Origin of the sequence: Alishewanella sp. WH16-1 (assembly GCF_001441695.1) — a bacterium.
Lineage (GTDB): Bacteria > Pseudomonadota > Gammaproteobacteria > Enterobacterales > Alteromonadaceae > Alishewanella > Alishewanella agri.
On the sequence record NZ_LCWL01000095.1, the window covers coordinates 25,835 to 47,289 of the forward strand.

The 21,455-nt window shown below is 51.7% G+C and carries 16 protein-coding genes; 12 read left to right on the forward strand and 4 right to left on the reverse strand.

Annotated features, from left to right (window positions below):
• Positions 1-3 precede the first annotated feature (3 nt).
• The 6 genes from rimM to tyrA all read left to right on the forward strand — a co-directional run bounded on the left by rimM (position 4) and on the right by tyrA (position 4,877).
• The gene (rimM, locus tag AAY72_RS08715; protein ID WP_008985887.1) at positions 4-540 is read left to right on the forward strand and encodes a ribosome maturation factor RimM; all 537 of its coding nucleotides are present in this window, start codon (positions 4-6) and stop codon (positions 538-540) included.
• Positions 540-1,313, forward strand: a complete 774-nt coding sequence (gene trmD, locus AAY72_RS08720; RefSeq protein WP_057786866.1) for a tRNA (guanosine(37)-N1)-methyltransferase TrmD — start codon at positions 540-542, stop codon at positions 1,311-1,313. The genes rimM and trmD overlap by 1 nt, the downstream gene beginning before the upstream one ends.
• A gap of 26 nt (positions 1,314-1,339) precedes the next feature.
• Entirely contained in the window at positions 1,340-1,699 is a 360-nt protein-coding gene (rplS, locus tag AAY72_RS08725; protein WP_008985889.1) for a 50S ribosomal protein L19, read from the forward strand.
• 38 nt (positions 1,700-1,737) lie between these two features.
• Entirely contained in the window at positions 1,738-2,352 is a 615-nt protein-coding gene (locus AAY72_RS08730) for a DNA-J related domain-containing protein (protein WP_057786868.1), read from the forward strand.
• Between the two features lie 334 nt (positions 2,353-2,686).
• Positions 2,687-3,739, forward strand: a complete 1,053-nt coding sequence (locus AAY72_RS08740) for a 3-deoxy-7-phosphoheptulonate synthase (RefSeq protein ID WP_057786872.1) — start codon at positions 2,687-2,689, stop codon at positions 3,737-3,739.
• A 1-nt stretch (position 3,740) separates the two neighbouring features.
• Positions 3,741-4,877, forward strand: coding sequence for a bifunctional chorismate mutase/prephenate dehydrogenase (tyrA, locus tag AAY72_RS08745; protein ID WP_057786874.1), 1,137 nt, complete (start codon positions 3,741-3,743; stop codon positions 4,875-4,877).
• A gap of 18 nt (positions 4,878-4,895) precedes the next feature.
• Here the strand turns inward: tyrA and AAY72_RS08750 are convergent, their stop codons facing one another.
• Positions 4,896-5,777, reverse strand: a complete 882-nt coding sequence (locus AAY72_RS08750) for a TIGR00730 family Rossman fold protein (protein ID WP_057786876.1) — start codon at positions 5,775-5,777, stop codon at positions 4,896-4,898.
• 92 nt (positions 5,778-5,869) lie between these two features.
• Between AAY72_RS08750 and AAY72_RS08755 the strand changes: the two genes are divergently transcribed.
• Positions 5,870-7,477 carry a Na/Pi cotransporter family protein gene (locus AAY72_RS08755; protein WP_057786878.1) on the forward strand — a complete coding sequence of 536 codons (1,608 nt, stop codon included), beginning with the start codon at positions 5,870-5,872 and terminating at the stop codon, positions 7,475-7,477.
• The gene (locus AAY72_RS08760; protein WP_008985896.1) at positions 7,467-8,873 is read left to right on the forward strand and encodes an MBL fold metallo-hydrolase RNA specificity domain-containing protein; all 1,407 of its coding nucleotides are present in this window, start codon (positions 7,467-7,469) and stop codon (positions 8,871-8,873) included. The genes AAY72_RS08755 and AAY72_RS08760 overlap by 11 nt, the downstream gene beginning before the upstream one ends.
• Positions 8,874-8,949: 76 nt before the next feature.
• Here AAY72_RS08760 and AAY72_RS08765 read toward each other — a convergent pair whose 3' ends face one another.
• Together AAY72_RS08765 and AAY72_RS08770 are read right to left on the reverse strand one after the other, a co-directional pair.
• A complete protein-coding gene (locus tag AAY72_RS08765; RefSeq protein WP_057786880.1) occupies positions 8,950-10,101 on the reverse strand; it encodes a chorismate mutase in 1,152 nt (383 codons plus the stop codon).
• Between the two features lie 182 nt (positions 10,102-10,283).
• On the reverse strand, positions 10,284-12,632 hold the full coding sequence (locus tag AAY72_RS08770; protein WP_057786882.1) for a penicillin acylase family protein: 2,349 nt from the start codon (positions 12,630-12,632) through the stop codon (positions 10,284-10,286).
• Between the two features lie 55 nt (positions 12,633-12,687).
• Between AAY72_RS08770 and AAY72_RS08775 the strand changes: the two genes are divergently transcribed.
• Positions 12,688-13,341, forward strand: a complete 654-nt coding sequence (locus tag AAY72_RS08775) for a cytochrome b/b6 domain-containing protein (RefSeq protein ID WP_057786884.1) — start codon at positions 12,688-12,690, stop codon at positions 13,339-13,341.
• Between the two features lie 59 nt (positions 13,342-13,400).
• Here AAY72_RS08775 and AAY72_RS08780 read toward each other — a convergent pair whose 3' ends face one another.
• A complete protein-coding gene (locus AAY72_RS08780; RefSeq protein ID WP_057786886.1) occupies positions 13,401-13,856 on the reverse strand; it encodes a cytochrome c in 456 nt (151 codons plus the stop codon).
• 183 nt (positions 13,857-14,039) lie between these two features.
• Here AAY72_RS08780 and AAY72_RS08785 point away from each other — a divergent pair, with 183 nt between their 5' ends.
• The 3 genes from AAY72_RS08785 to AAY72_RS08795 are packed head-to-tail and all read left to right on the forward strand — an operon-like array spanning position 14,040 to position 21,398.
• Positions 14,040-16,937, forward strand: a complete 2,898-nt coding sequence (locus AAY72_RS08785) for an EAL domain-containing protein (protein WP_231728936.1) — start codon at positions 14,040-14,042, stop codon at positions 16,935-16,937.
• A 25-nt stretch (positions 16,938-16,962) separates the two neighbouring features.
• Positions 16,963-20,082, forward strand: coding sequence for an amidohydrolase family protein (locus tag AAY72_RS08790; RefSeq protein ID WP_057786888.1), 3,120 nt, complete (start codon positions 16,963-16,965; stop codon positions 20,080-20,082).
• On the forward strand, positions 20,082-21,398 hold the full coding sequence (locus AAY72_RS08795) for an amidohydrolase family protein (RefSeq protein WP_057786890.1): 1,317 nt from the start codon (positions 20,082-20,084) through the stop codon (positions 21,396-21,398). The genes AAY72_RS08790 and AAY72_RS08795 overlap by 1 nt, the downstream gene beginning before the upstream one ends.
• The last annotated feature ends 57 nt before the right edge of the window (positions 21,399-21,455 follow it).

Here is a 21,455-nt window from a genome sequence, read left to right on the forward strand (position 1 = left end):
GAGTTGTCACTGTTGAGTGAAAAAGATTTTGTAGTACTTGGCAAGTTTGGTGCGGTTTACGGCATCAATGGCTGGCTAAAAATTAACTCCTACACGGACATCCCGGAAGGGATTTTTGATTACACACCCTGGCAGGTCAAATTTCAGGGTAACTGGCAGACAGTAACAGTCAGCAGCTGGAAACGGCATAGTAATGGCTTAATCGCCAAACTGACTGACATTAATGTCCGGGAACAGGCGCAGGCCTATGTCAATGCTGAAATCGCGGTTGCTGCCAATGCCTTACCGGCGCTGGACGACGGCGAGTACTACTGGAAAGATCTGATGGATCTGAAAGTCGTGAATGAGCAAGGCTATGATCTGGGCGTGGTAACCGACTTAATGGAAACCGGCTCTAACGATGTGTTAGTGGTGAAAGCCAACCGGACTGACGCCTTTGGTAAGGGTGAGCGCTTAATTCCCTATCTTGATCAGACCGTGATCAAGCAGGTGGATTTAACCGCGAAGCAAATCACAGTAGATTGGGACCCGGCGTTTTAATGCAGGAACAACCAAGGTGGGTGGGCGTTGTCTCACTGTTTCCGGAGATGTTTCAGGCGATTACGCAATACGGTGTAACTGGTCGGGCGGTAAAGCAGGGCATTATTCAGCTGCAGTGTTTTAACCCGCGGGATTTCACCACGGACAAACACCGGACTGTTGATGACCGGCCTTATGGCGGCGGCCCCGGTATGCTGATGATGGTGCAGCCACTGACCGATGCCATTCGCGCGGCGAAAGCCACAGCGGGAGGTAAGGTGCATACGGTTTATTTGTCGCCGCAAGGCCGCAAATTAGACCAGCAAGGTGTGGTTGAACTGGCAAAACATCCGAAACTGCTCCTGGTAGCAGGCCGTTACGAAGGAATTGACGAGCGCGTGATCGAAACCGAAATTGACGAAGAATGGTCAATCGGTGATTACGTACTAAGTGGGGGCGAGTTGCCGGCAATGGTATTAATTGATGCTGTGTCGCGACTGGTACCCGGGGTTTTGGGACATGATTTATCTGCTGAGCAGGATTCGTTTGCAGCCGGCTTGTTGGATTGTCCACATTATACCCGCCCTGAGGTGTTAGCAGACAAACAGGTACCCGCCGTATTGCTGAGTGGGCACCATGAAGAAATTAGACGCTGGCGTCTGAAACAGGCTCTCGGTAGAACCTGGTTAAGACGGCCGGATATGTTAAATTCCCTGGCTCTGACTAAGGAGCAACGCAAATTACTGGCAGAATTCCAACAGGAATACCAGGCGTTGCAGCAGCAAGCAAGATAGTTAACTCCAGGTAAAGTGAGATTGTTATGAGCAAAGTTAGCCAAAACATCATCAAGCAACTTGAACAGGAACAACTGAAAAAAGACGTTCCTGCATTCGCTCCAGGTGACACTGTAGTGGTTCAGGTTAAAGTTAAAGAAGGTGACAAAACCCGTTTACAGGCCTACGAAGGCGTTGTTATCGCCAAGCGTAACCGTGGTCTGCACTCTGCGTTCACCGTACGTAAAATCTCTAATGGCGAAGGTGTTGAGCGTGTATTCCAGACGCACAGCCCGCTGGTAGACAGCATCACCGTTAAACGTCGTGGTGCCGTTCGCCGTGCTAAGCTTTACTACTTACGCGATCGTTCAGGTAAATCAGCGCGTATCCGCGAAAAGCTTAACTAAGCTGTTAAGGGCCGGCACTATGCCGGCCCTGTTTTTTTATGGCAGAACTGACTGCTAAAGCACCGCTAAATCCCACTCAGTTGCAACAACTGGAACTTCGGTTGGAGCAGATCCTGCTACGCCGTTTTGGCGAGCTGACGGAGCAGCAACTTTTAAGCCTGCTGAATTTAAAACCTCTTACTACCATTCAAGACAGCCAGTTTGCGCTGTTCCAACGCCATTTTGTGCTGTATCACTTGCTGTACCGACTGGCAGAGCGTTGGGCGTTAAGCAGTACCGCTTATCTGGATATTGGCCTGGCACGAATTAAAATTGCACCCTGGCAAGACCATCTGCCGCTGCCTACCGACAGCAAGGCTGCTTATTATGCCGACTGGCAAAACTATTGGCGGATGACGCCGGTGGCATTAAGTAAGCGACTGGCGAGCTTCTGGCAGTATTATCAGCAGCGCCATGGCGTTAGCAGTAGCGTGATCCAGCTCAACGATGATGAGGCGTTACAGCTGCTACAACTGGATTGGCCCTGCAGCCTTAGCGAGCTGAAAAAGGCCTTTCGGCGTTTATCGCTAAAACATCATCCGGATCGAGGCGGTGATAAAACCACCTTTGTCCGTATCTCGCTGGCCTATCAAAAAATCTTACAACGTTTATAACCCTTTTCGCTGTTAATTATCTGAATTCGCTATTCTGTCAGGTTAACTGTAAAGATAAGTGTGCATTTTGTTTTTCTGGCTAAAGCTAGGGATTTCCTTATTTTTGTTGACCTACAGGGTTGACCTGATAGCCATCTATCCGTACACTCCAGTCTATTGTAATTTTATAGATACGTGCTGTATAAATAAGTTTACGGATTTGAGTTGGGTTTTGAACAGCTTACTTAGCACAGAGGGCGGAAGATAACGCTTTTTTGCGTCAGCAGGCGGCACAAGCCCAGACTCTTGCCTATGCTTAGTCTCCGCAGCACTGCAAAGGAGCTCAATCGTGTCCATGATCGTCGATGACCTGCGTATCGTAGCGCAGAAACCCTTAAGTTCGCCGGCTGTATTAAAACGGGTATTGCCGTTATCGGAGCAAGGCGCGGACTTTGTTGCCAAAGCCCGCGCTGATATCGCCAATATTATTCACGGCCGTGACAAACGTCTGTTAGTGGTAACTGGCCCGTGTTCAATCCATGATCCGGTCGCCGCCATTGACTATGCCAATAAGTTAAAAGCACTGCAGTTAGCCTATCAGGACAGTTTGTATATCGTGATGCGGGTATACTTTGAAAAGCCCCGTACCACAGTCGGCTGGAAAGGCTTTATTAACGATCCCCACCTGGATGACTCTTTCGATTTAGAGACCGGCTTAACCTGGGGCAGAGAGCTGTTATTGAAAATGGTCGAGCTGGAATTGCCGGTGGCGACCGAAGCCTTGGATCCGATCAGCCCGCAGTATATGTCGGATCTGATTAGCTGGGCGGCAATTGGTGCCCGCACTGTGGAGTCGCAAACTCACCGTGAAATGGCCAGCGGTTTATCCATGCCGGTTGGTTTTAAAAATGGTACTGATGGTAGCCTAAGCGTTGCGCTTAATGCCCTGCAATCGGCTGCCAGCGGTCATACCTTTTTCGGCATTAATCAAAAAGGTGAGGTCAGCCTGATCCAAACTGCCGGTAATCCGGATGGGCATATTATTCTGCGAGGTGGCGCCAAACCTAATTATGATGCCGCCAGCATTGAGGCTGCGTTGGCGCAATTGGATAAACTCAAACTACCGCACGGCATTGTCGTAGACTGTAGCCATGGCAATTCCAATAAGGACCATAACCGGCAACCACAGGTGGCACAAGAGGTGTTGGCACAGCGTTTAGCCGGCAATGAGGCCATTATCGGTATTATGCTGGAAAGCCACTTACAGGCCGGGCGGCAGGATATCGTTAATGGCAAAGCTGAAAAATACGGTGTCTCAGTCACGGATGCCTGTATTGACTGGTCAACAACCGCAGATTTACTGGACAGTTTAGCGCAACAAATGCGGCAACTGGCGGCGGTGGCCTGAGGTGAAGCCCAGTGATGTAGCTACAGCGGCATTACAGCCGCTGCGAGAGCAAATTGATCAGCTGGATAGTGAGCTCGTCGAGCTATTGGCGCGCCGGGCCAGAGTCACCGCCCAGGTTGGGCAGGTGAAGCAACAATATGCATTGCCGGTCTATGTACCGGAGCGGGAGCAGGCATTACTTGCCGCCAGACGACAGCAAGCGCTGGCGCAAGGCGTCTCGCCGGAATTGGTTGAGGACTTATTACGCCGGGTGATGCGCGAGTCTTATGCCACCCAGGATCAGCACTTTGTCTGTTGCCGGCCCAGTGGCGGCAAGGTGGTGGTGGTCGGCGGCGCCGGGGCCTTAGGCAATCGTTTTGTCAGCTTATTTCAACGCTCCGGCTATCAGGTGGCAATACTGGAACCTCAGGACTGGCCGCAGGCGGCCCAGTTATGTCAGGATGCCGCCCTGGTATTACTGGCGGTACCTATTACGCTGACCGAGCAGGTGATTGCGCAGTTACCGACGCTGCCTGCACAGTGCGTACTGGCCGATTTAACCAGCATTAAGGCTCGGCCGCTGCAAGCGATGCTGGCGCAGCATAGCGGGCCTGTCGTTGGCTTACATCCGATGTTTGGTCCGGATATCAATAACCTGATTAAGCAAGTCGTCGTAGTCTGCGACGGCCGGCAGCCGGAAGATTATCAGTGGTTATTAAAGCAACTGGTGATCTGGGGCGCGGAGCTGACGACTAAGGCCGCGGATGAGCATGATAGCGCCATGCAACTGATCCAGGCGATGCGGCATTTTTCCTCTTTGGTCTATGGTGTGCATTTGGCCGAAGAGCAGGCCGATTTAAATGAGCTGTTGGCACTCAGTTCACCGATTTACCGGCTGGAGCTGGCGATGGTGGGGCGCTTGTTTGCACAGAACGCTGAACTTTATGCCGATATTATGTTGTCATCGGCTGATGTGACGGCGCTGCTGCAGCGTTATCAGCAGCGTTTTACTCAGCTGCTGGGCTTGTTGGCAGCGCAGGACAAAGCCGGTTTAATGGCGGAATTTGCCAAGGGCCAGCAGTTCTTCGGCGAGCTGGCGCAGCAATTTCTGCAGGAAAGTAAGCAATTACTGCAAAAAGCAGCAGACGGGCGCAGTTAGCGCCCGAATTTACTGGCGCTACTTACCCAACTGATAGAAATCATAAATCACCTGCCAGGCTTGCTCCGGGCTGTCGACATACTGAATCAGTTCCAGGTCCTGCGGGCTAATCAGTCCCTCTTCTGCCAGCATCTCGAAATTGATCAAACGTTGCCAGAAAGCTTTATCGTACAGGATCACCGGTACCCGTTCGGCTTTTTTGGTTTGGATTAGGGTAAGGGTTTCAAATAACTCATCTAGCGTACCAAAGCCACCCGGAAAGGCCACCAGCGCCCGCGCCCGTTGCAGGAAATGCATTTTGCGAATGGCAAAATAATGAAACTGGAAACAGAATTCCGGGGTGATATAGGGGTTAGGATGCTGCTCTTTTGGCAGCACAATATTTAAGCCGATGCTCTTGCCGTTCGCATCCATCGCGCCGCGGTTGGCCGCTTCCATAATCCCCGGGCCACCACCGCTGATAATAGTCAGCGCGCAGTGCGGATGCTGGCAACTATGACCGGTCACCAGACGTGAAAACTCCTGCGATGCCGCATAATAACGGCTGTTCTTCAGATCCCGCTCCGCTTGCGTCAGTGCATGGATAGCGGCAGGGGAGTCCGGGTTTGCCGCATAATGCTGCTTCACTTCTGCGAGTTGTTGCTCGGCCTGAGCTGGGGACAAAAAGCGCGCACTACCGAACACGACTATAGTGGCATTGATCTGATGTTGATCCAGCACCAGTTGCGGTTTCAGATATTCCAGTTGTAAGCGCACATGCCGCAGCTCGTCCTGCATTAAAAAACCGGTATCGGCAAAGGCCAGTTTGTAGGAGTCATGGTCCTGCAGTTGCGAGATAGCGTCTAATGATTCCTGGGCCGTGGCAAAATGGCGTTTATATAAAGCATTGCTTTCGGTCATGACAAGATCCCCTTTATTACTACTTTTTTGATACAAAACAGCTAAGGCGTTGTAAAGTTGGGTTATAACATAGAAAAGCAAGAAGGAAGGCTATGCTATCAGATATTTTAATTGGTCTGGGTGCGCTCGGGTTAATCCTGCTGGGCATGGACTGGCTGAGTAAGGGGCTAAAAGCTGCAGCCGGTCGGGCCCTGATGCATTTTCTGGAGCGCAGCACCCAAAAATCCTGGCAGGGTTTGCTCTTTGGCACGGCCACCACCGTCGCTGTGCAATCCTCAACCGTGATTACTGTTACCACCATCGGCTTTGTCAATGCTGGTATCTTGTCGCTGCAAAATGCTGCTTTTGTCATTTATGGCAGTAATGTCGGGACCTCTCTGACCGGTTGGTTTGTCGCTTTAGTCGGCATGCAATTTAAAATTGAAGCGCTGGCGATGCCGCTGATTGGCGCGGGGGCCTTATTAAAACTATTCGCAAAATCGGCTCGGCGACAAGGTTTTGGCGAGGCATTGGTGGGCTTCGGTTTGTTTTTCCTGGGGCTGGCTTACTTAAAAGACAGTTTCGATACCGTCTTTGTCGATATCGAGTTTTCCCTGCTCAGCGAGCTTGGTGTCTGGGGCTTGTTACTCGGGGTGTTAATTGGCACCTTGCTGACCGTGGTGATGCAGGCTTCAATTGCTGTACTGGCGCTGGTTATTACTGCGACCTCAACTGGGGTTATTCCGTTGTCAGTAGCGGCTGCCTTTGTGATAGGGGCAAATTTAGGTACTACCTCCACCGCCATTATCTCGACCTTAGCTGCGACGGCAAAAGCCAAGCGATTAGCCATGCTACATGTGATCTTTAACCTGGTAACCGGTATCGCCGCTATCATTATCCTGACACCCTTGCTGTGGTTTATCAGCCTGCTACAGAACGCGCTGTTTCACGACCCTAATCCGGCGCTTAGCTTGGCGCTGTTTCATACCTTATTTAATATTTTAGGCGTGCTTCTGATGTGGCCGCTGACCAGCAGGTTGGTATTGTTTTTAAATAGCCGCTTTCGGGCACAAAAAGCCGGCCAACTACGGGTGTTGGATGCTTCCAGCCTGAGTATTCCGGCAGTGGCCATTAAGACCCTGAGTATGGAGAGTTTAAGGGTAGGGCAATTGATAAGCGGTCAGGCGTTGCTGTTAAGTCAGGGTAAAACATTATCAAGCCAGAGTATTGAGCAGATCCGGCAGCTACAAAGTGAGATCAGTCACTATTTAACCTTGTTGGGCAAAAGCCAGCTGGCAGAGCAGGAATCGCACGCGCTAAACGAACTAATCAAAAATCAGCTAAGGTTAGAAATGACATTACAGTTACTACCTGAGTTAGCAGAGCAAGCCGAGCGCGATCCGCAAGCCTTTGTGCCAGAACAGGCTTTATGGCAACAACTCAGTTCGGCACATTGGCCGGATGCTGCCCAGCTGATCCGTAGCTGTTATCGTGATTTGATGCGGCAACGGCAAAAATTGAAAGATCAGTTATACCTACTGGTGTTGACCGAACGTTTAAGTAATGACTCTGGCGGCGATCAGCTGTTGCGTTTTGCCGAGCTGCGTCGTTTTAACCAACAATTAACCCGGGCTATGCTGGCACTTGCCAAATTGCATGGACCCCAACAAGCACCGCAAACTAGCGCGGTGAACCATGAGGAAATTAACCATGCCAGTTAATGCCAGTTTAACCTTTATCGGCGCCGCCAGGCAGGTCACCGGTTCCTGTTATCTGTTAAAGATGAATCAGCAACAGTTTTTACTCGATTGTGGCATGGTGCAGGGCGCGGATCAGGTCAGAGAATGGCACAAATTCCGCTTCCCGTTTAAACCAAAGGACATAGATGCCGTCATCCTGTCGCATGCGCATATTGATCATAGCGGCTTATTGCCTTTGCTGGTGGCGAAAGGCTTTGGCGGCAATATTTACTGTACTCCGGGCACCGCCGAACTGTTACCGGTGCTGTTAAAGGACTCAGTCAATCTGTATCTAAAAGATCTGGAATGGCAAAACCGCAAAGCCGCCCGAGCCGGCAAGAAAATCTATGAGCCGGTGATGTCGCTGCAGGATGCGGAGCGGGTGAGTGACTTAGTACAGGTGCTGGGCTATAACAAAAGAGCTTTCCCATTACAGGGCGTTGAACTGGAGTTTGCTGATGCCGGCCATATTCTGGGGTCGGCCATAGTGCAGCTCTGGCTAAAGGGTAAGCAGGCGATGAAAAAACTGGTGTTCTCCGGTGATCTGGGTAATCCCGCGACTGTACTGCTGCCGGCACCAACCGAGGTTGACCAGGCCGACATTGTGTTGATGGAAAGTACCTATGGTAATCGTAACCATCAACCGCTGGATAATACCATTGAAGAGTTTGCGACTGCGTTGGAGCAAGCCTATAACGATGGCGGTAATGTGTTTATTCCGGCCTTTGCCCTGGGACGCTCGCAGGAAATTCTGTATTACCTGGCACTATTGCACCGTCAGGGGCGGCTAAAGCAACGTTTGGTCTTTCTGGATAGCCCGATGGCGATTAGCATTACCCGGATCTATAGCGAGTATCTGCACCGACTTGAGCAAAGTGATTTGGACAAGATTGGTTATAAGAAAGGCATGACATTGGAGCAGTTGTTACCGATGCTGAAAGTGTCTGAAACCGTCGAAGACTCAATGGCAATCAACCGGGTGACTCATGGCGCTATTATTATCGCTGGCAGTGGTATGTGTAATGGCGGGCGCATCGTACACCATTTGAAACATAATTTATGGAAAAACACTAACCATCTCATCTTTGTTGGTTTTCAGGCCAGAGGCACGCTCGGCCGGCGTTTGGTGGATGGTGAAAAGCGGGTGAAAATTTTCGGGCAGGATACAGTGGTAAAAGCCAAATTGCATACCATTGGCGGCTTTTCTGCGCACGCCGGACAAACTGAGCTAGTGCGCTGGGCCACCGCCATTGGCGGTGCGCCCGAGTTCTATCTGGTGCATGGTGAACCTGAGGCACAGCAGGTGCTGCAAGAGGTGCTGGCTGAGGCGGGGATTCAGGCGCAGATCCCGGAGCAGGGCCAGCAGATCCTGTTCTGATACAGTGAGGGCAGCCTCTGGGCTGCCCTCGATCTTCTCTGTTAAGGCTTGGCTGTTCAGGCCTGGCTATGCAGACTTATGCCTGGATCTCGGTTGGCGTGACTTCGTCACTCGGGTAGCAGCCCAGCACTTTGACAAACTTGGTCAGATTGTTCAGCTCTTCCAGCGCGCGCGTCATGGCGTAGTCATTCAGATTGGCGCTGACATCGACATAAAACATCTCTTCCCACGGATTACCCGGAATAGGGCGTGACTCGAGTTTGCTCATACTGATGCCATGTTGTTTCAGTACCAGCAGCGCTTCAACCAAAGCACCGGGTTGCTGGCCGGTATACATAATAAAGGTGGTTTTGGCCGGGATCGCTTTTGCCACTTGCACCGGTTTACGGGCAACCACAATAAAGCGGCTGACGTTTTGTTTCTGATTCGCCAGCTCGCGGGTTAATACCTCCAGGCCATAGAGTTTGCCACCTTCTTCGCCGCCAATCGCGATAATAGTGGGGTCCTGTAAGGCTTTTACCTTGGCAAAGGCGGCGGATGAACTTTCACAGTATTCAATTTTAACGTTAGTCAGCCCCAGTAAGAACTGGCTACACTGGGCAATGACCTGCGGATGGGAGCAGACCTGGCGTACTTTGCTCAGGTCGGTACCAGGCAGGCCGAGCAAGCAGTGCTCGATCGGATGGGTTAACTCCCCGACTATCGATAAGCGGGTGTGCTGCAGTAAGTCATATACCTCGTTAATAGAACCGGATGAAGTATTTTCAATGGGCAGTACTGCATAGTCGGCATGGCCGGTTTCCACCGCTTTGACAATGTCATTAAAGCTGTCACAGCCCAGTTCAATAATCCGCTCGGCGCGACGGGTAAAGTATTTTTGCGTTGCCCAGTAGCTGTAAGAGCCCTGACCGCCGAGGAAGGCTACCCTTACCGCCGGGGTATGTTCACCATTTAGCTGGCCCTGCACCTTGGCTTGTTGCTGTAACACTGAGTCTTCGATAATGACATGATAAATTCGTGTCACATACTGCGCATCCAGTCCCAGCGGCTTACCTTGCTCAATCAGCGACAGTAATAATTCCTGTTCCCGCTTCTGATCGCGAATGGGCTTGTTCTGCGATAATTTCGCTTCGGCGACGGCCAATGCCAGTGCACGCCTTTTTGCCAGTAACCCCAATAACTGCTGATCGGTATCGCTGATCGCGGTTCTGATCTGATCTAATTCCATAACGGCCTCTGTGCTGATAACTACTAAAAACGACTCAAAAAAAAACCTCCCGGCTTGGGAGGTTTCTGCTTAACACGCGCGCACGGTCAGCTACCTCCTCGCTAAGGTGGTAAAGCTAAAAAAACCGAGCACAACTGATACTGTTTTCATATCAGCACCATAATCCGTCTGGATGGCCAAAGTCAAGGGGCCGGCAGCAACTGTTGCTGATATTTTTCCGGCCCCGGTAAAAAGGGTAGCGCTATCGCTGCTTGCCAGTAACGATGATCCGTCCGGTAAAAGGGCGACAGCGGGTGCCCGGATTGCCCGGCCGGAATCACCAGAATGCCGCTTTGCTCCTGGCCGGGAGCCACCACCATACGTTGCGATTGGCCAAAGGCCGCATGCTGTACCCGCGGCATATGGCTGTCGCCGGCCAGCGGCGTGGCCGGCATATTCAGCCAGCGGCCGAGCAGTGGTATGGCTGAAGCCAGCGGATGCTCGATCCGCGCACTGTTGCGTTTGCCCCAGTTGGCCTGCTGCAAACTGCCATACTGCTCCAGGATCTTCTGTTGGCTATCCCGAGCGGCGCTTAACAGCAGCTCCTGCCAGCTGCTATATGCCGCCGGTAAGGTATCCGGGCGCTGCTGTTGCCACAGCAGCCAAAACGGGGTTTCCATCGAATATTTTAGATCGCTGCTGCGGGCGCCGGCTTGCTCCAGTAATGCAGCGATGGGGGCAAAGGTCAGCTCCAGCATGCTAAGCCGGAATTGTCGCAGCAGGGTATAGCCAATTGCCTCGGGTGAGGCAGTATCAGCTGATTGGGCAATATGTTGCCTAAACTCGCTCAAACCTAACTGCGCCGCTAGTTCGACGCTCAGCTCGTTTAGCAAGAGCTGTTGCCAGCGTTGCAGTAATATTGCGCGGTGATCGAGCTGGATCTGATGTAGCGCCTGTTCATCAAACTGGCTGGCTTCACGCAGGCTATCCGCAATTTGCCGGCCGCGGGCCCCCAGATCATAGCCGCCATTACCCAGTAGTTGATAAGCTTCATCGCCAACGGTCCTGGCATTTGCTGACCATAAACGGCCTGAAGCAGGATTAAAGATATGGGGATAAGCGGAGGCAGCGATGCGCTCACGCCAGTAATTATCACCCTGATGCCAATACTGTGCAGTATCCCAATCTTGTAGTTTCCGCTCTGGGATTGGGCCAAATACTGTCCAGCCAATATTGCCACCGGCATCGGCTACCAGCAGATTCTGCGCCGGAATACCCATCTCAGGTGCAAGCGCGAGCGCTGCTGCAGCATTATCGGCGAGTTCCAGCTGGCGCAGCGTAAAATTAACGGCATAGGGTTCGTGCGCGACCCAACGCAGTGCATATGGCTGGTCGTCGGGAAAGGACACTAACGGGCCCCACTCAGTGTATTGTACGGTCAAGGTTTCAACCGGCGCATCTTTGACCAGAATCTGTTCCTGATAACGTCGCAGCGGCTGCCAACCGTCGACGCCAAGGTACTGTTGCTGATCGGCTGAGAGTTCGATCTTCACCAGGTCGTGCCAGTCGGCGGTAGTATTGGTAAAACCCCAGGCGATTTTGCCGTTGGAGCCGACCACTATCGCGGGTGTACCCGGTAAACTGAGGCCGGTTACTTGTCTGGTGGTGCCGTTATGTTGCCAATTTAATTGCACCTTGTACCAGATCCCCGGCACGCGTTGTGACAGGTGCATATCATCTGCCAGAATTGCTGCGCTATGCGAGGTAAGGCTGCCGGCGACGGCAAAGTTATTACTGCCCAGATCAGTCGCATCTTTTAGCGTACAATCCTGACAACTTTGTAGTTGCTGTAATGCTGTGGGATAAGGGCTATCCGGAACCGCTATGGCGTTGACCCGGCTTTGGTCGATCGCTGCTTGCCAATCACTACTGTGTTGTTGTAAAAAATGGTACCAGTCGGCTGGAAGCGCCGCCTGTAATTGGGTCATCGCATATTCATCGCGTCCGGCTTTGCCCTGTAAATCCAGATACATGCTGTAGATCACCAACAGGGTATCCGCCTCCAGCCAGGGCTCGGGTTGGCTCTGTAGCAGACTGTATTCGAACGGCGCTCGCGACAGACTGGCCAGACCCTCATTGACGCCCCGGCTGTATGCGGCCAGCAGTTGCAGCTCAGCGGTTGGCAGACTGGTGAGTAGTTGTTCGGCCCGGCGCCGGAATAAATGCTGCCGCTGTTGTTTGTCTTGAGGTAATGCCCGCGCACCGAATAAGGCCGCCAGTTCTCCTGCGGCATAACGGCGGCTCAAATCCATTTGAAAAAAACGCTCTTGGGCGTGAGCAAAACCCAGTGCGAAAGCCGCATCGGAACGCTCGGTGGCATAAATAGTCAGATAACCAAGCGCATCACGGCTTAAGCGGACAGGTTCAGCCACTGCGACCTGATAACGGCCATTATAGTTTGGTAAACTACCCTTAAGGTAAAAGTACAGACTGCCGCTGAGCAGAATAATTACCAGTAAAAGCAGCGCCAGTAGCCAGCTTAGTATTTTCATCTTATTGTTCCGCTGGTGTAAAATCAGAAGGTTAGCACAACAAAAGGAAAGCTCAATGTTAGTTAAAGTGCAAGTATGGGATTTGGCGGTACGGGTATTTCACTGGTCGCAGGTGGTTCTGCTGGCCGCGCTCTGGTACACCGGCAATGAAGGACTTATGGCACAACATCAGTTACTGGCCTACACCCTGGCTGCCTTGTTGATTGCCCGGATTTGCTGGGGGTTTTATGGCAGTGTGACCGCCCGCTTTAGTCACTTTGCGGCTTCACCACTAGCCGCGGTTCGTTATTTACGCAATCCGAAACCAGTACTCGGTCATAACCCGGCCGGCGGCTATATGATTTTTGCGCTGCTATCACTACTCAGTGTGCAAATTTTGAGCGGGCTGGCAACCTTTGACAACAGTTATATTAGCGACGGCCCCTTGGTGCGGCACTTAGCAGAAGATTGGGTGTCACTGGCATCAAAAATTCATAAACTGAATATTGATCTGATTTTGATTTGCGTCGCTGTGCATATATTGGCGGCAATCTGGCACAGTATCCGGCATGATAACGTAATTGGGGCCATGGTTACCGGGCGCAGTAAAGCCAGTGCTACTGCTAAAGCTCCATCTTTGCGTGCCAGCTGGAGTTATTTTGCGCTGGTGGCGGTGTTATTAACGGTGTTTTATCTCTGGCAAGGGGAAATGCTGTTGAAGTTTATTTAATGACGATTAAGCGGCGCTTTACAGATCAAGGGCAGCCATGGCTGCCCTTGATCTATTAATTAATCTGCTTTGTATTTATCGTGACACGCCTTACAGTTTCTGGCGAAATCCCCGAAGGCTTTGCGAATCTCTGCTTGCTCGGCAGTTTTCGCCGCTGCAAGCAGAGTTGCGGCATCTGCAGCCATCTTAGCACCGCGCTCCTGTACTTCTGGCAAATTATCCCAAATCGCCGGCTTAACATTACCACCGGCCTCTTTAGTGCCCGGAATGGTGAAGCTTTCCCAGGGTAATTGGCTCAGCAGAGCCAGTGCTTCGGCACGGCGCTGTACCCGCTCAGCATCGAAAGCAACATTACCGCGAATCATATCCTGAATATCGCCCATATTATGGCGAATCAATTGAAAACTGGCTTGACGGTAGTCAACGGCATCTTTGCCATCAGTAAAAGCGGTGGCAGCGATGGCAGGCATAACCAGCGTAAAACTTAGCAGGGAAGCAAACAGGGCTTTTTTCATTTGTATACTCTCTTCTGTTCGATTAACTTAGAACATTGTACAGTCAAACACCGCTTTCAGTGTACCTGACTGAGGCACTTTAGGTCACTATAACAGCAGCGAGCCCAATTGGTGAAGGATCTTACGCAGAATAAGGTTACCAGGATTAATTCACTGGGACTAAAGTTTTCAGCTCTGGTGTTTATGGCCGTTTTGCTGACAGGCTTGAGTATCACCCATTTTTTCACCAGTTACCAACAGCAAAGCTTACAACAGCAGCAACAGCAAAGTATTGCCCGTACGGCGGACAATTATCAGAAGCAATTTGAACGTTATCTGCTGTCACTGGAATTAAAAGCGTTGCGCGCGCAGCAAATTCTGCTGCGTCATTTAACCGAACGCCCTGTCGGTACGCTGCCGGTCAGTGAGGCGTTGCCAGTGAACGATGGCAGCTGGCGCCAGCGCGATGAGTGGTCTGGGGTCTTTTCACCGCAAGGGCGGCCAGCGAATAAAGCGCAACCCATTTTGCAGGCCAGTGCAATCGCCTGGCAGCAGATGATGCCGCTATTGCAGCAGGATTTTTCCAGTGTGTTTTTTATGGCAGCAGAGCAGTTTATTCGTGTGGCCCCTGCTGATTGGGTCATCCACGTAGACAAGCAGTTGCCGGTGACCACGAATCCGTTGTATCAGTTAGCGGCACCAGAGCAAAACCCCGAGCGAACCTTGCGGTGGAGCCCGATTTATTATGACCAGGTTTGGGAAAGCTGGATCGTTGCCGTGTTAGTTCCCATTTATCAGCAAAATGAATTTCTGGGAGTGTTAGGTTTAGCTATTAACCTGGCAGAGTTAACCGTTAACCGCTCCAATATCGGTCATTGGAGTCCGTTAAACCGCAGCCTGCTTCTGGATGAACATGGACAAGTATTGCAGCCTGGCGTTAAAGACTCCCAAGCAGCTATGTATGCTGTTTATCAGGGCGAACCTATTGCCGATCCGCAGTTGGCAGCTGTCGCCGCAGCCTTACCCGGCGGGGCCGACCGTCTTGCCGCCTTGGCGCCGGCTTATTTGTTAACCAGCATCCCGATTCCGAAACTGCAATGGACGCTGCTGTTATACCAGGATCGCGCACAGCTGTTGGCATCACAATATGACTTTCGTTTTCGCGCGATGTTGATGTCCGTTGCCATTGCGTTGTTGTTGACGCTGCTGCTGTTCGGCCTGATGCACCAGATTTTGTTACGCCGGTTAAAAAGGTTGGCTCAGGCTGTTGAGCGGTTGGGGCAGGGACAATTACCGGAACTTTTTCTGGACAATAAGGCGGATGAACTGGGGATGCTAAACCGGGCATTTCTGGGAATGTCACGGGAAATTAGTGAGCTGGTGCAAGGTTTAAATGCCCGTATTGCCGAAAAGGAGCGGGCTGAACTCCAGGCGAGAAAGTTAAGTAAGGCGGTCGCGTTTTCCAGTTCAGGTATCGCAATAACGAATCAGCATCTGGAAATTGAATATATCAATCCTTTTTTAGCTGAGATGTTGGCGCAACCTGCTGCAACTATCCATGGCTGTTCTTTGCTGAAATTGTTTGCCAATGATATGCAGCAACTCAGTACTGATATCAGCAAGACCTTGGAGCAGCGTCAGCATTGGCATGGTGATGTATTGCTGCAACCTGGTCGCCAGGCAGAACAGGGGCAATGGGTGTCATTGGCGATAGCACCAATCCGTGACGATAAAGGTTTACTCACGCATTATGTCGCATCGTTACAGGATATTTCCTTTATCAAACAGAGCCAGAAACAAATGGAGCAACTGGCTTATTATGATGCGCTAACCGGGCTGGCTAACCGCAGCTATTTCCGCGATCAGTTACGCAAGGCGATTTTGATGTCGCAGCGTGGTTATTTTAGTTTCGCGCTACTCTATTTCGATTTGGATGAATTTAAATTAATTAACGACACCCTGGGTCATGATGCGGGTGATGAGTTGCTGGTCGAGGTGGCACGGCGTTTAAAAGGCAGACTGCGGGATGATGACTTAATCGCCAGGCTGGGCGGGGACGAATTCGCGGTTATTCTCAGTGATATTAAGGATAAGGTACACGCCGGTACTATAGCGTCAGAGTTACAACAGGCGTTTTTAACACCCGTCAAACTGGGCCGGCAAGAAGTGGCGATTAGCGCGTCAATCGGTATTACCGTGGCGCCGGATGATGCTGTTGATGAAGAATTACTGCTAAAACACGCCGATTTAGCAATGTATGAAGCTAAGGCCCGCGGTAAGAACACTTACCGATTCTTCTCACAGGACTTAAATGATGCGGCGAATGAACGGTTGTTGATTGAAAGTCAGCTGCGGGAAGCGATCCGGGACCAGCAATTTTTACTTTATTACCAGCCAAAAATCGATCTCAGTGATGAAACCTTAATTGGTTATGAAGCCTTGATCCGCTGGCTGCTGCCGGATAATACGCTGGTTCCGCCTAACCGCTTTATCCACGTAGCAGAGAGTACCGGTCTGATTGTACCCATTGGTGAATGGATCATTCTGGAGGCTTGTCGTTTCCTGGCGCGACAGCATAGTCGTGGTTATGCGGTTAGTGTCTCAATTAATCTGTCGGTACGGCAATTTAACGACGAACAATTAACGGCAACGATTGAACGGATTATACAGCGTACCGGTGTCGATCCGGCCTATCTGGTGTTTGAAATTACTGAAAGTATGTTAATGGGGGACACCGATGCGGCTATTAAACAGCTAAATCAGTTAAAGCGTCTCGGCGTCTCTTTATCTATTGATGACTTTGGTACAGGCTATTCGTCGCTTAACTATTTAAAACGCTTTCCGGTTGATGAGCTGAAAATCGACCGCTCCTTTGTCAAAGATATTCCGGAAGATCAGAATGATATGGATATCGTGGCGGCTATTATCGCGATGGCGCAGAAGATGCAGCTACGGGTGGTAGCAGAGGGGGTTGAGTCTGAAGCGCAAGCCGAGTTTTTAAAGCAAAACGCCTGCTACCTGGTACAGGGTTACTATTTTAGTATGCCGCTGGCCGAGCAGGAGTTAAGTCATCTTACTTTTAGTATAAAAACGCAGGGGTAAACCCCGCTTCATTCAGGAAAATGTTATGACATCAGCTCGCCTGTCTTTGCTGAGTTTGGCGTTATTCGGCTGCTATAGTGCAGCCGGTAGCGCAGCTCAGACTACACCGCAGCTTGGGATCCGCGATAAAACACCGAATCTGGTTGCGCTGACCAATGCCACCGTGCAAACCGAACCGGGTAAAACCCTGACCGGTGCGACCATCCTGATCCGGGATGGCAAAATTGAGGCTGTTAACAGTAACGGTCGGGTGCCGGCTGGTTACCAACAGCGGGATCTTAGCGGTTACACCGTCTATGCGGGTTTTATAGACCCCTACACCCAGTACGGTGTGCCAAAAGCCGGTGAAGGCGAGGGCTTTAGTTTTGGCCGCCGTCCGGTCTATGAAAATGAACGCCGTGGTGGTAATGCTGCCAATGATGCCATCCATGCAGAGCAGCGCTGGGTCAGCGAATTCAAACCGGATAGCAAAGCGGCGGAAGAGTTTCTGAAGCAGGGCTTTACGGTGGTACAGAGCGCGCGCCAGGATGGGATTTTCCGCGGCACCGCCTTTGTAGCCTCACTGGCCGATGATTTACCGAATAATCTGGTATTAAAAGCCGATAGCCAGCATTTTATGGCCTTTAGCAAAGGCAGTTCGAAACAAACTTACCCCTCTTCCCTAATGGGCTCTATTGCGCTGATCCGTCAGACTTTATCTGATGCCAACTGGTATCAGGCAGCCAGCAGCCGCGAAAATGTCACGGTGAATGGCCAGCCTTTAGAGTTTAATGCTGCGCTGGCAGGTCTGGCTAATGTTAAACAGCAAGGGGTGTTATTTGACACCAGTGATGAGCGTTCGCTGCTGCGAGCCAACAAGGTGTTGTCTGAGTTTGAGATTACTAATGCGTTGTTACTGGGATCAGGTTACGAATACAGCCGGCTGGAGCAAATCAAAGCCACTGGCAAGCCGATCTTATTACCACTGAATTTCCCGGCCGCGCCGGATGTGACGACTGCCGAGCAGCGGCTGGATGTCAATCTGGCCGATTTACGCCACTGGGAACGGGCACCGGCTAACCCGGCAGTACTGGCGCAGGCTGGTATCCCTTTTGCGTTTACCAGCCACGGTTTGAACAAAAAAACCGACTTTATCCCGAATCTGCGCAAAGCTGTTCAGTACGGCTTAAGCCAACAGCAAGCGCTGGCGGCGCTGACTACGGTACCCGCTAATATTCTTGGCCTGGGTCAACAACTGGGTAAAGTAGCGCCGGGTTATCAGGCCGATCTGGTAATCAGCCGTGGCGATCTGTTCGCAGAGGGTGAGATCGTGGCGACCTGGCTGCGTGGTCAGGAAAAACGCTTTGCACCAGTCCAGCCTGCGGCCTTTGCCGGGCAGTATCAGCTGAGTGTCGGTGAGCAAAGCGTACAGATAACGTTAACTGGCAATGCCCCGAAACTAGCTGGCGAAGCGGTACTGGGCGAGAAAAAAGCCAAACTGGCAAATATCAAAGCTCAGGATCAGCGCCTGCAATTTAGTCTGCCATTAAAAGATTTAACCGAGCAGGCTGTGGTGCTGCAGTTTAATGGTGTGCTCAGTGGCGAACAGTTAGCCGGCTACTGGCTGGATGCAGCGGGCAAACAGCAAAGTGTGACGGCGCAGCGCAGTAGCATCGAGCCCAAAGCAGCGAAACCGGCGCCAGCGCCGGCAGCCATGCTGTCAAAGCTGACTTATCCAAACCGTGCCTTTGGTGTCGAAGCCTTACCGCAAGCCGAAAAGCTCCATATTAAAAATGCGACCGTCTGGTCGGCTACTGAGGCTGGCGTGTTGGAAAACACCGACGTCTTGGTCAGTAACGGCAAGTTTGAAAAAATTGGCAAAAATCTGGCAACGCCACGCGGCTACCGTGTCATTGATGCGACCGGACTACATTTAACCCCAGGTATTATCGATGAGCACTCGCATATTGCTACTGAGCAGGGCGTTAACGAAGGTTCGCATGCCAATACCGCTGAAGTGCATCTGGGCGATGTGATTAACCCGGATGATATTAATATCTACCGTGCGCTGGCAGGTGGGGTTACCGCGGTTCAGGTACTGCATGGTAGTGCCAACCCTATCGGTGGCCGGGCACAAATTATCAGCCTGCGCTGGGGGGCGGATGCCGAGGGCATGAAGTTCCGTAATGCGCCGCCAAGCATCAAGTTTGCGCTGGGTGAAAACGTCAAGCAATCAAACTGGGGCACCGAGTTTAACACCCGTTACCCGCAAAGCCGGATTGGGGTAGAAACCTTTATCCGTGATCAGTTCCAGGCGGCGAAAGAGTATCAGGCTGCCTGGCAGGCTTATAACACGTTGTCGCGTCGCGAGCAGAGTCGCACCGTGCCGCCGCGTCGTGATTACCAGCTGGAAACCCTGGTCGAGATACTGGAAGGTAAACGTCATATCCACACTCACTCTTATGTGGCGTCAGAGATTCTGATGCTGATGCAAGTTGCTGATGAGATGGGCTTTAAGGTGAATACCTATACCCATATTCTGGAAGGCTACAAAGTCGCCAGTGAAATGCAGGCGCACGGCGCCAGTGTGTCAACCTTTGCTGACTGGTGGGGTTTTAAGATGGAAGTGACAGACGCCATCCCAACCAATACCTGTTTAATGCATGAGCAAGGCTTGTTAGTGAGTGTTAACTCTGATGACCCGGGCCTGTTACGTCGCTTAAATCAGGAAGCAGCAAAATCGACCATGTACTGCAATATGGATGAGCATGAAGCGATGAAGATGGTCACCATCAATCCGGCCAAGCAGCTGAAAATTGATGATAAAGTCGGGTCGATTGCTGAAGGTAAACAAGCTGACTTCGTACTGTGGGATCAGCATCCGTTATCAGTCTATAGCGTCGTGCAGCAAACCTGGATTGAAGGTGCGCGTTACTTTGATCGTAGCAGCGATCTGGCAAAGCGCGAGCAACTGGAGAGTGAGCGCCAGCAGCTGATCCAGAAAGTGCTGACGGCCGGTGAGTCGGCACGCCAGGGCAGTACTAACAGCTACAAACAGGACGATCCGATCTGGCACTGCGAGGATAACGACGATTGGCTGAAACTGCGTTTTGGTTTTGGTGATCACCTGCATAGCCACGGTCATGCCCACGGAGGACAACACTGATGAAATTAATAAAATCTATTCTGGCCGCAGCCTGTGTGCTGGCTGCCGGCAGTGCCGCCGCGGTTAATCCGGTACCGGGCACGGCAGCGAGCCAGCCCCTGTTATTAAAAAATGCTACCGTCCATTCAGTGGTGGTCGCACCAACGGTGCAGGATGTACTGATTCAGGATGGTAAAATTGCCGCGGTTGGCGTGAACCTGAGCGCGCCAGCCAATGCACAGGTGCAGGATCTGACTGGTAAGAATCTGTACCCGGGCCTGATTGCACTGATTAATCAGCTGGGTTTAATTGAAGTCGAGGCGGTACGTGCCACCCGTGATGATCGGGAAACCACTGCTACTAACCCGGATTTGCGCGCTGAAGTGGCCTTTAATGCTGATTCGGCCGTGATCCCAACCATTCGCAGTAATGGCTTTAGCCACAGCCTGATTTACCCGTCCGGCGCGCTGATCACCGGGCGCTCAGCCCTGATGCAACTGGATGGTTGGAACTGGCAGGATGCTTTGGTGCAATCCAGTGTTGGCTTGCATGTCAATTGGCCACGAATGGGGATTCAAACCGGCTGGTGGGTTCGCGATAGTGTCGAGCAGCAGCAAAAGCGTCAGGCCGAGCAGCTGGCGCAATTGCAGGACTACTTTACCGCGGCTCATGCCTACTATCTGGCGGAAAAAGCAGGGCTGAATCGTGGGCGTGATTCACGCTGGCATGCCATGTTAAGCTTTTTTGAGCAGCAGTTACCGCTGTTTGTGCATGCCGATGATCCACGGCAAATGCGTCAGGCAATGCTGTTGGCGCAGCAGTATGGTGTGAAGTTAGTGATTGTCGGTGGTCGTGACAGCTGGCGCATTGCCGATGAGCTGGCTGCCAACCAGGTGGCGGTGATCTATACCGCGCCTTATGGTCTGCCGACCCGTGTTGATGAAGCCTACGATCAGGCGTTTAGTGCGCCAGGCGTGTTAAAACGTGCCGGCGTGAAGTTTGCGCTATCGCTGGACGGCTTCTGGGATACCCGTAATCTGGTGTTTGCTGCCGGCCATGTTACTCGCTATGGGCTGGATCCTGCTGCCGCGCTGCGCGCACTGACGCTGGATGCTGCAGAGATTGCCGGTGTTGCCGATCGTCTTGGTTCGATTGAAGTGGGTAAAAGTGCCAGCTTAGTGGTATCAAACGGTGATATTTTTGATTACCGCGGTCATCAAGTTGAACAAATGTGGATCGATGGCCGTACTGTCGATCTGGATAACAAGCATAAGCAGCTGCATCGTCGCTATCAGCAGCGTTATCAGCAGCAAGGGCAGCTCTCTACCCAACCCTGATGTCTGAAGCTTAAGTTCCGGGTGCCGCTTAAACGGCACCCGTTTTATTTTTAGTAA

What these genes read in the sequence shown, in the direction of transcription:
- trmD (WP_057786866.1), top strand. Translation starts at nt 540, where the DNA reads ATGCAGGAACAACCAAGGTGGGTGGGCGTTGTCTCACTGTTTCCGGAG.
- rplS (WP_008985889.1), top strand. Translation starts at nt 1,340, where the DNA reads ATGAGCAAAGTTAGCCAAAACATCATCAAGCAACTTGAACAGGAACAA.
- AAY72_RS08730 (WP_057786868.1), top strand. Translation starts at nt 1,738, where the DNA reads ATGGCAGAACTGACTGCTAAAGCACCGCTAAATCCCACTCAGTTGCAA.
- AAY72_RS08740 (WP_057786872.1), top strand. Translation starts at nt 2,687, where the DNA reads ATGATCGTCGATGACCTGCGTATCGTAGCGCAGAAACCCTTAAGTTCG.
- AAY72_RS08750 (WP_057786876.1), bottom strand. Translation starts at nt 5,777, where the DNA reads ATGACCGAAAGCAATGCTTTATATAAACGCCATTTTGCCACGGCCCAG.
- AAY72_RS08755 (WP_057786878.1), top strand. Translation starts at nt 5,870, where the DNA reads ATGCTATCAGATATTTTAATTGGTCTGGGTGCGCTCGGGTTAATCCTG.
- AAY72_RS08760 (WP_008985896.1), top strand. Translation starts at nt 7,467, where the DNA reads ATGCCAGTTAATGCCAGTTTAACCTTTATCGGCGCCGCCAGGCAGGTC.
- AAY72_RS08765 (WP_057786880.1), bottom strand. Translation starts at nt 10,101, where the DNA reads ATGGAATTAGATCAGATCAGAACCGCGATCAGCGATACCGATCAGCAG.
- AAY72_RS08770 (WP_057786882.1), bottom strand. Translation starts at nt 12,632, where the DNA reads ATGAAAATACTAAGCTGGCTACTGGCGCTGCTTTTACTGGTAATTATT.
- AAY72_RS08775 (WP_057786884.1), top strand. Translation starts at nt 12,688, where the DNA reads ATGTTAGTTAAAGTGCAAGTATGGGATTTGGCGGTACGGGTATTTCAC.
- AAY72_RS08780 (WP_057786886.1), bottom strand. Translation starts at nt 13,856, where the DNA reads ATGAAAAAAGCCCTGTTTGCTTCCCTGCTAAGTTTTACGCTGGTTATG.
- AAY72_RS08785 (WP_231728936.1), top strand. Translation starts at nt 14,040, where the DNA reads ATGGCCGTTTTGCTGACAGGCTTGAGTATCACCCATTTTTTCACCAGT.
- AAY72_RS08790 (WP_057786888.1), top strand. Translation starts at nt 16,963, where the DNA reads ATGACATCAGCTCGCCTGTCTTTGCTGAGTTTGGCGTTATTCGGCTGC.
- AAY72_RS08795 (WP_057786890.1), top strand. Translation starts at nt 20,082, where the DNA reads ATGAAATTAATAAAATCTATTCTGGCCGCAGCCTGTGTGCTGGCTGCC.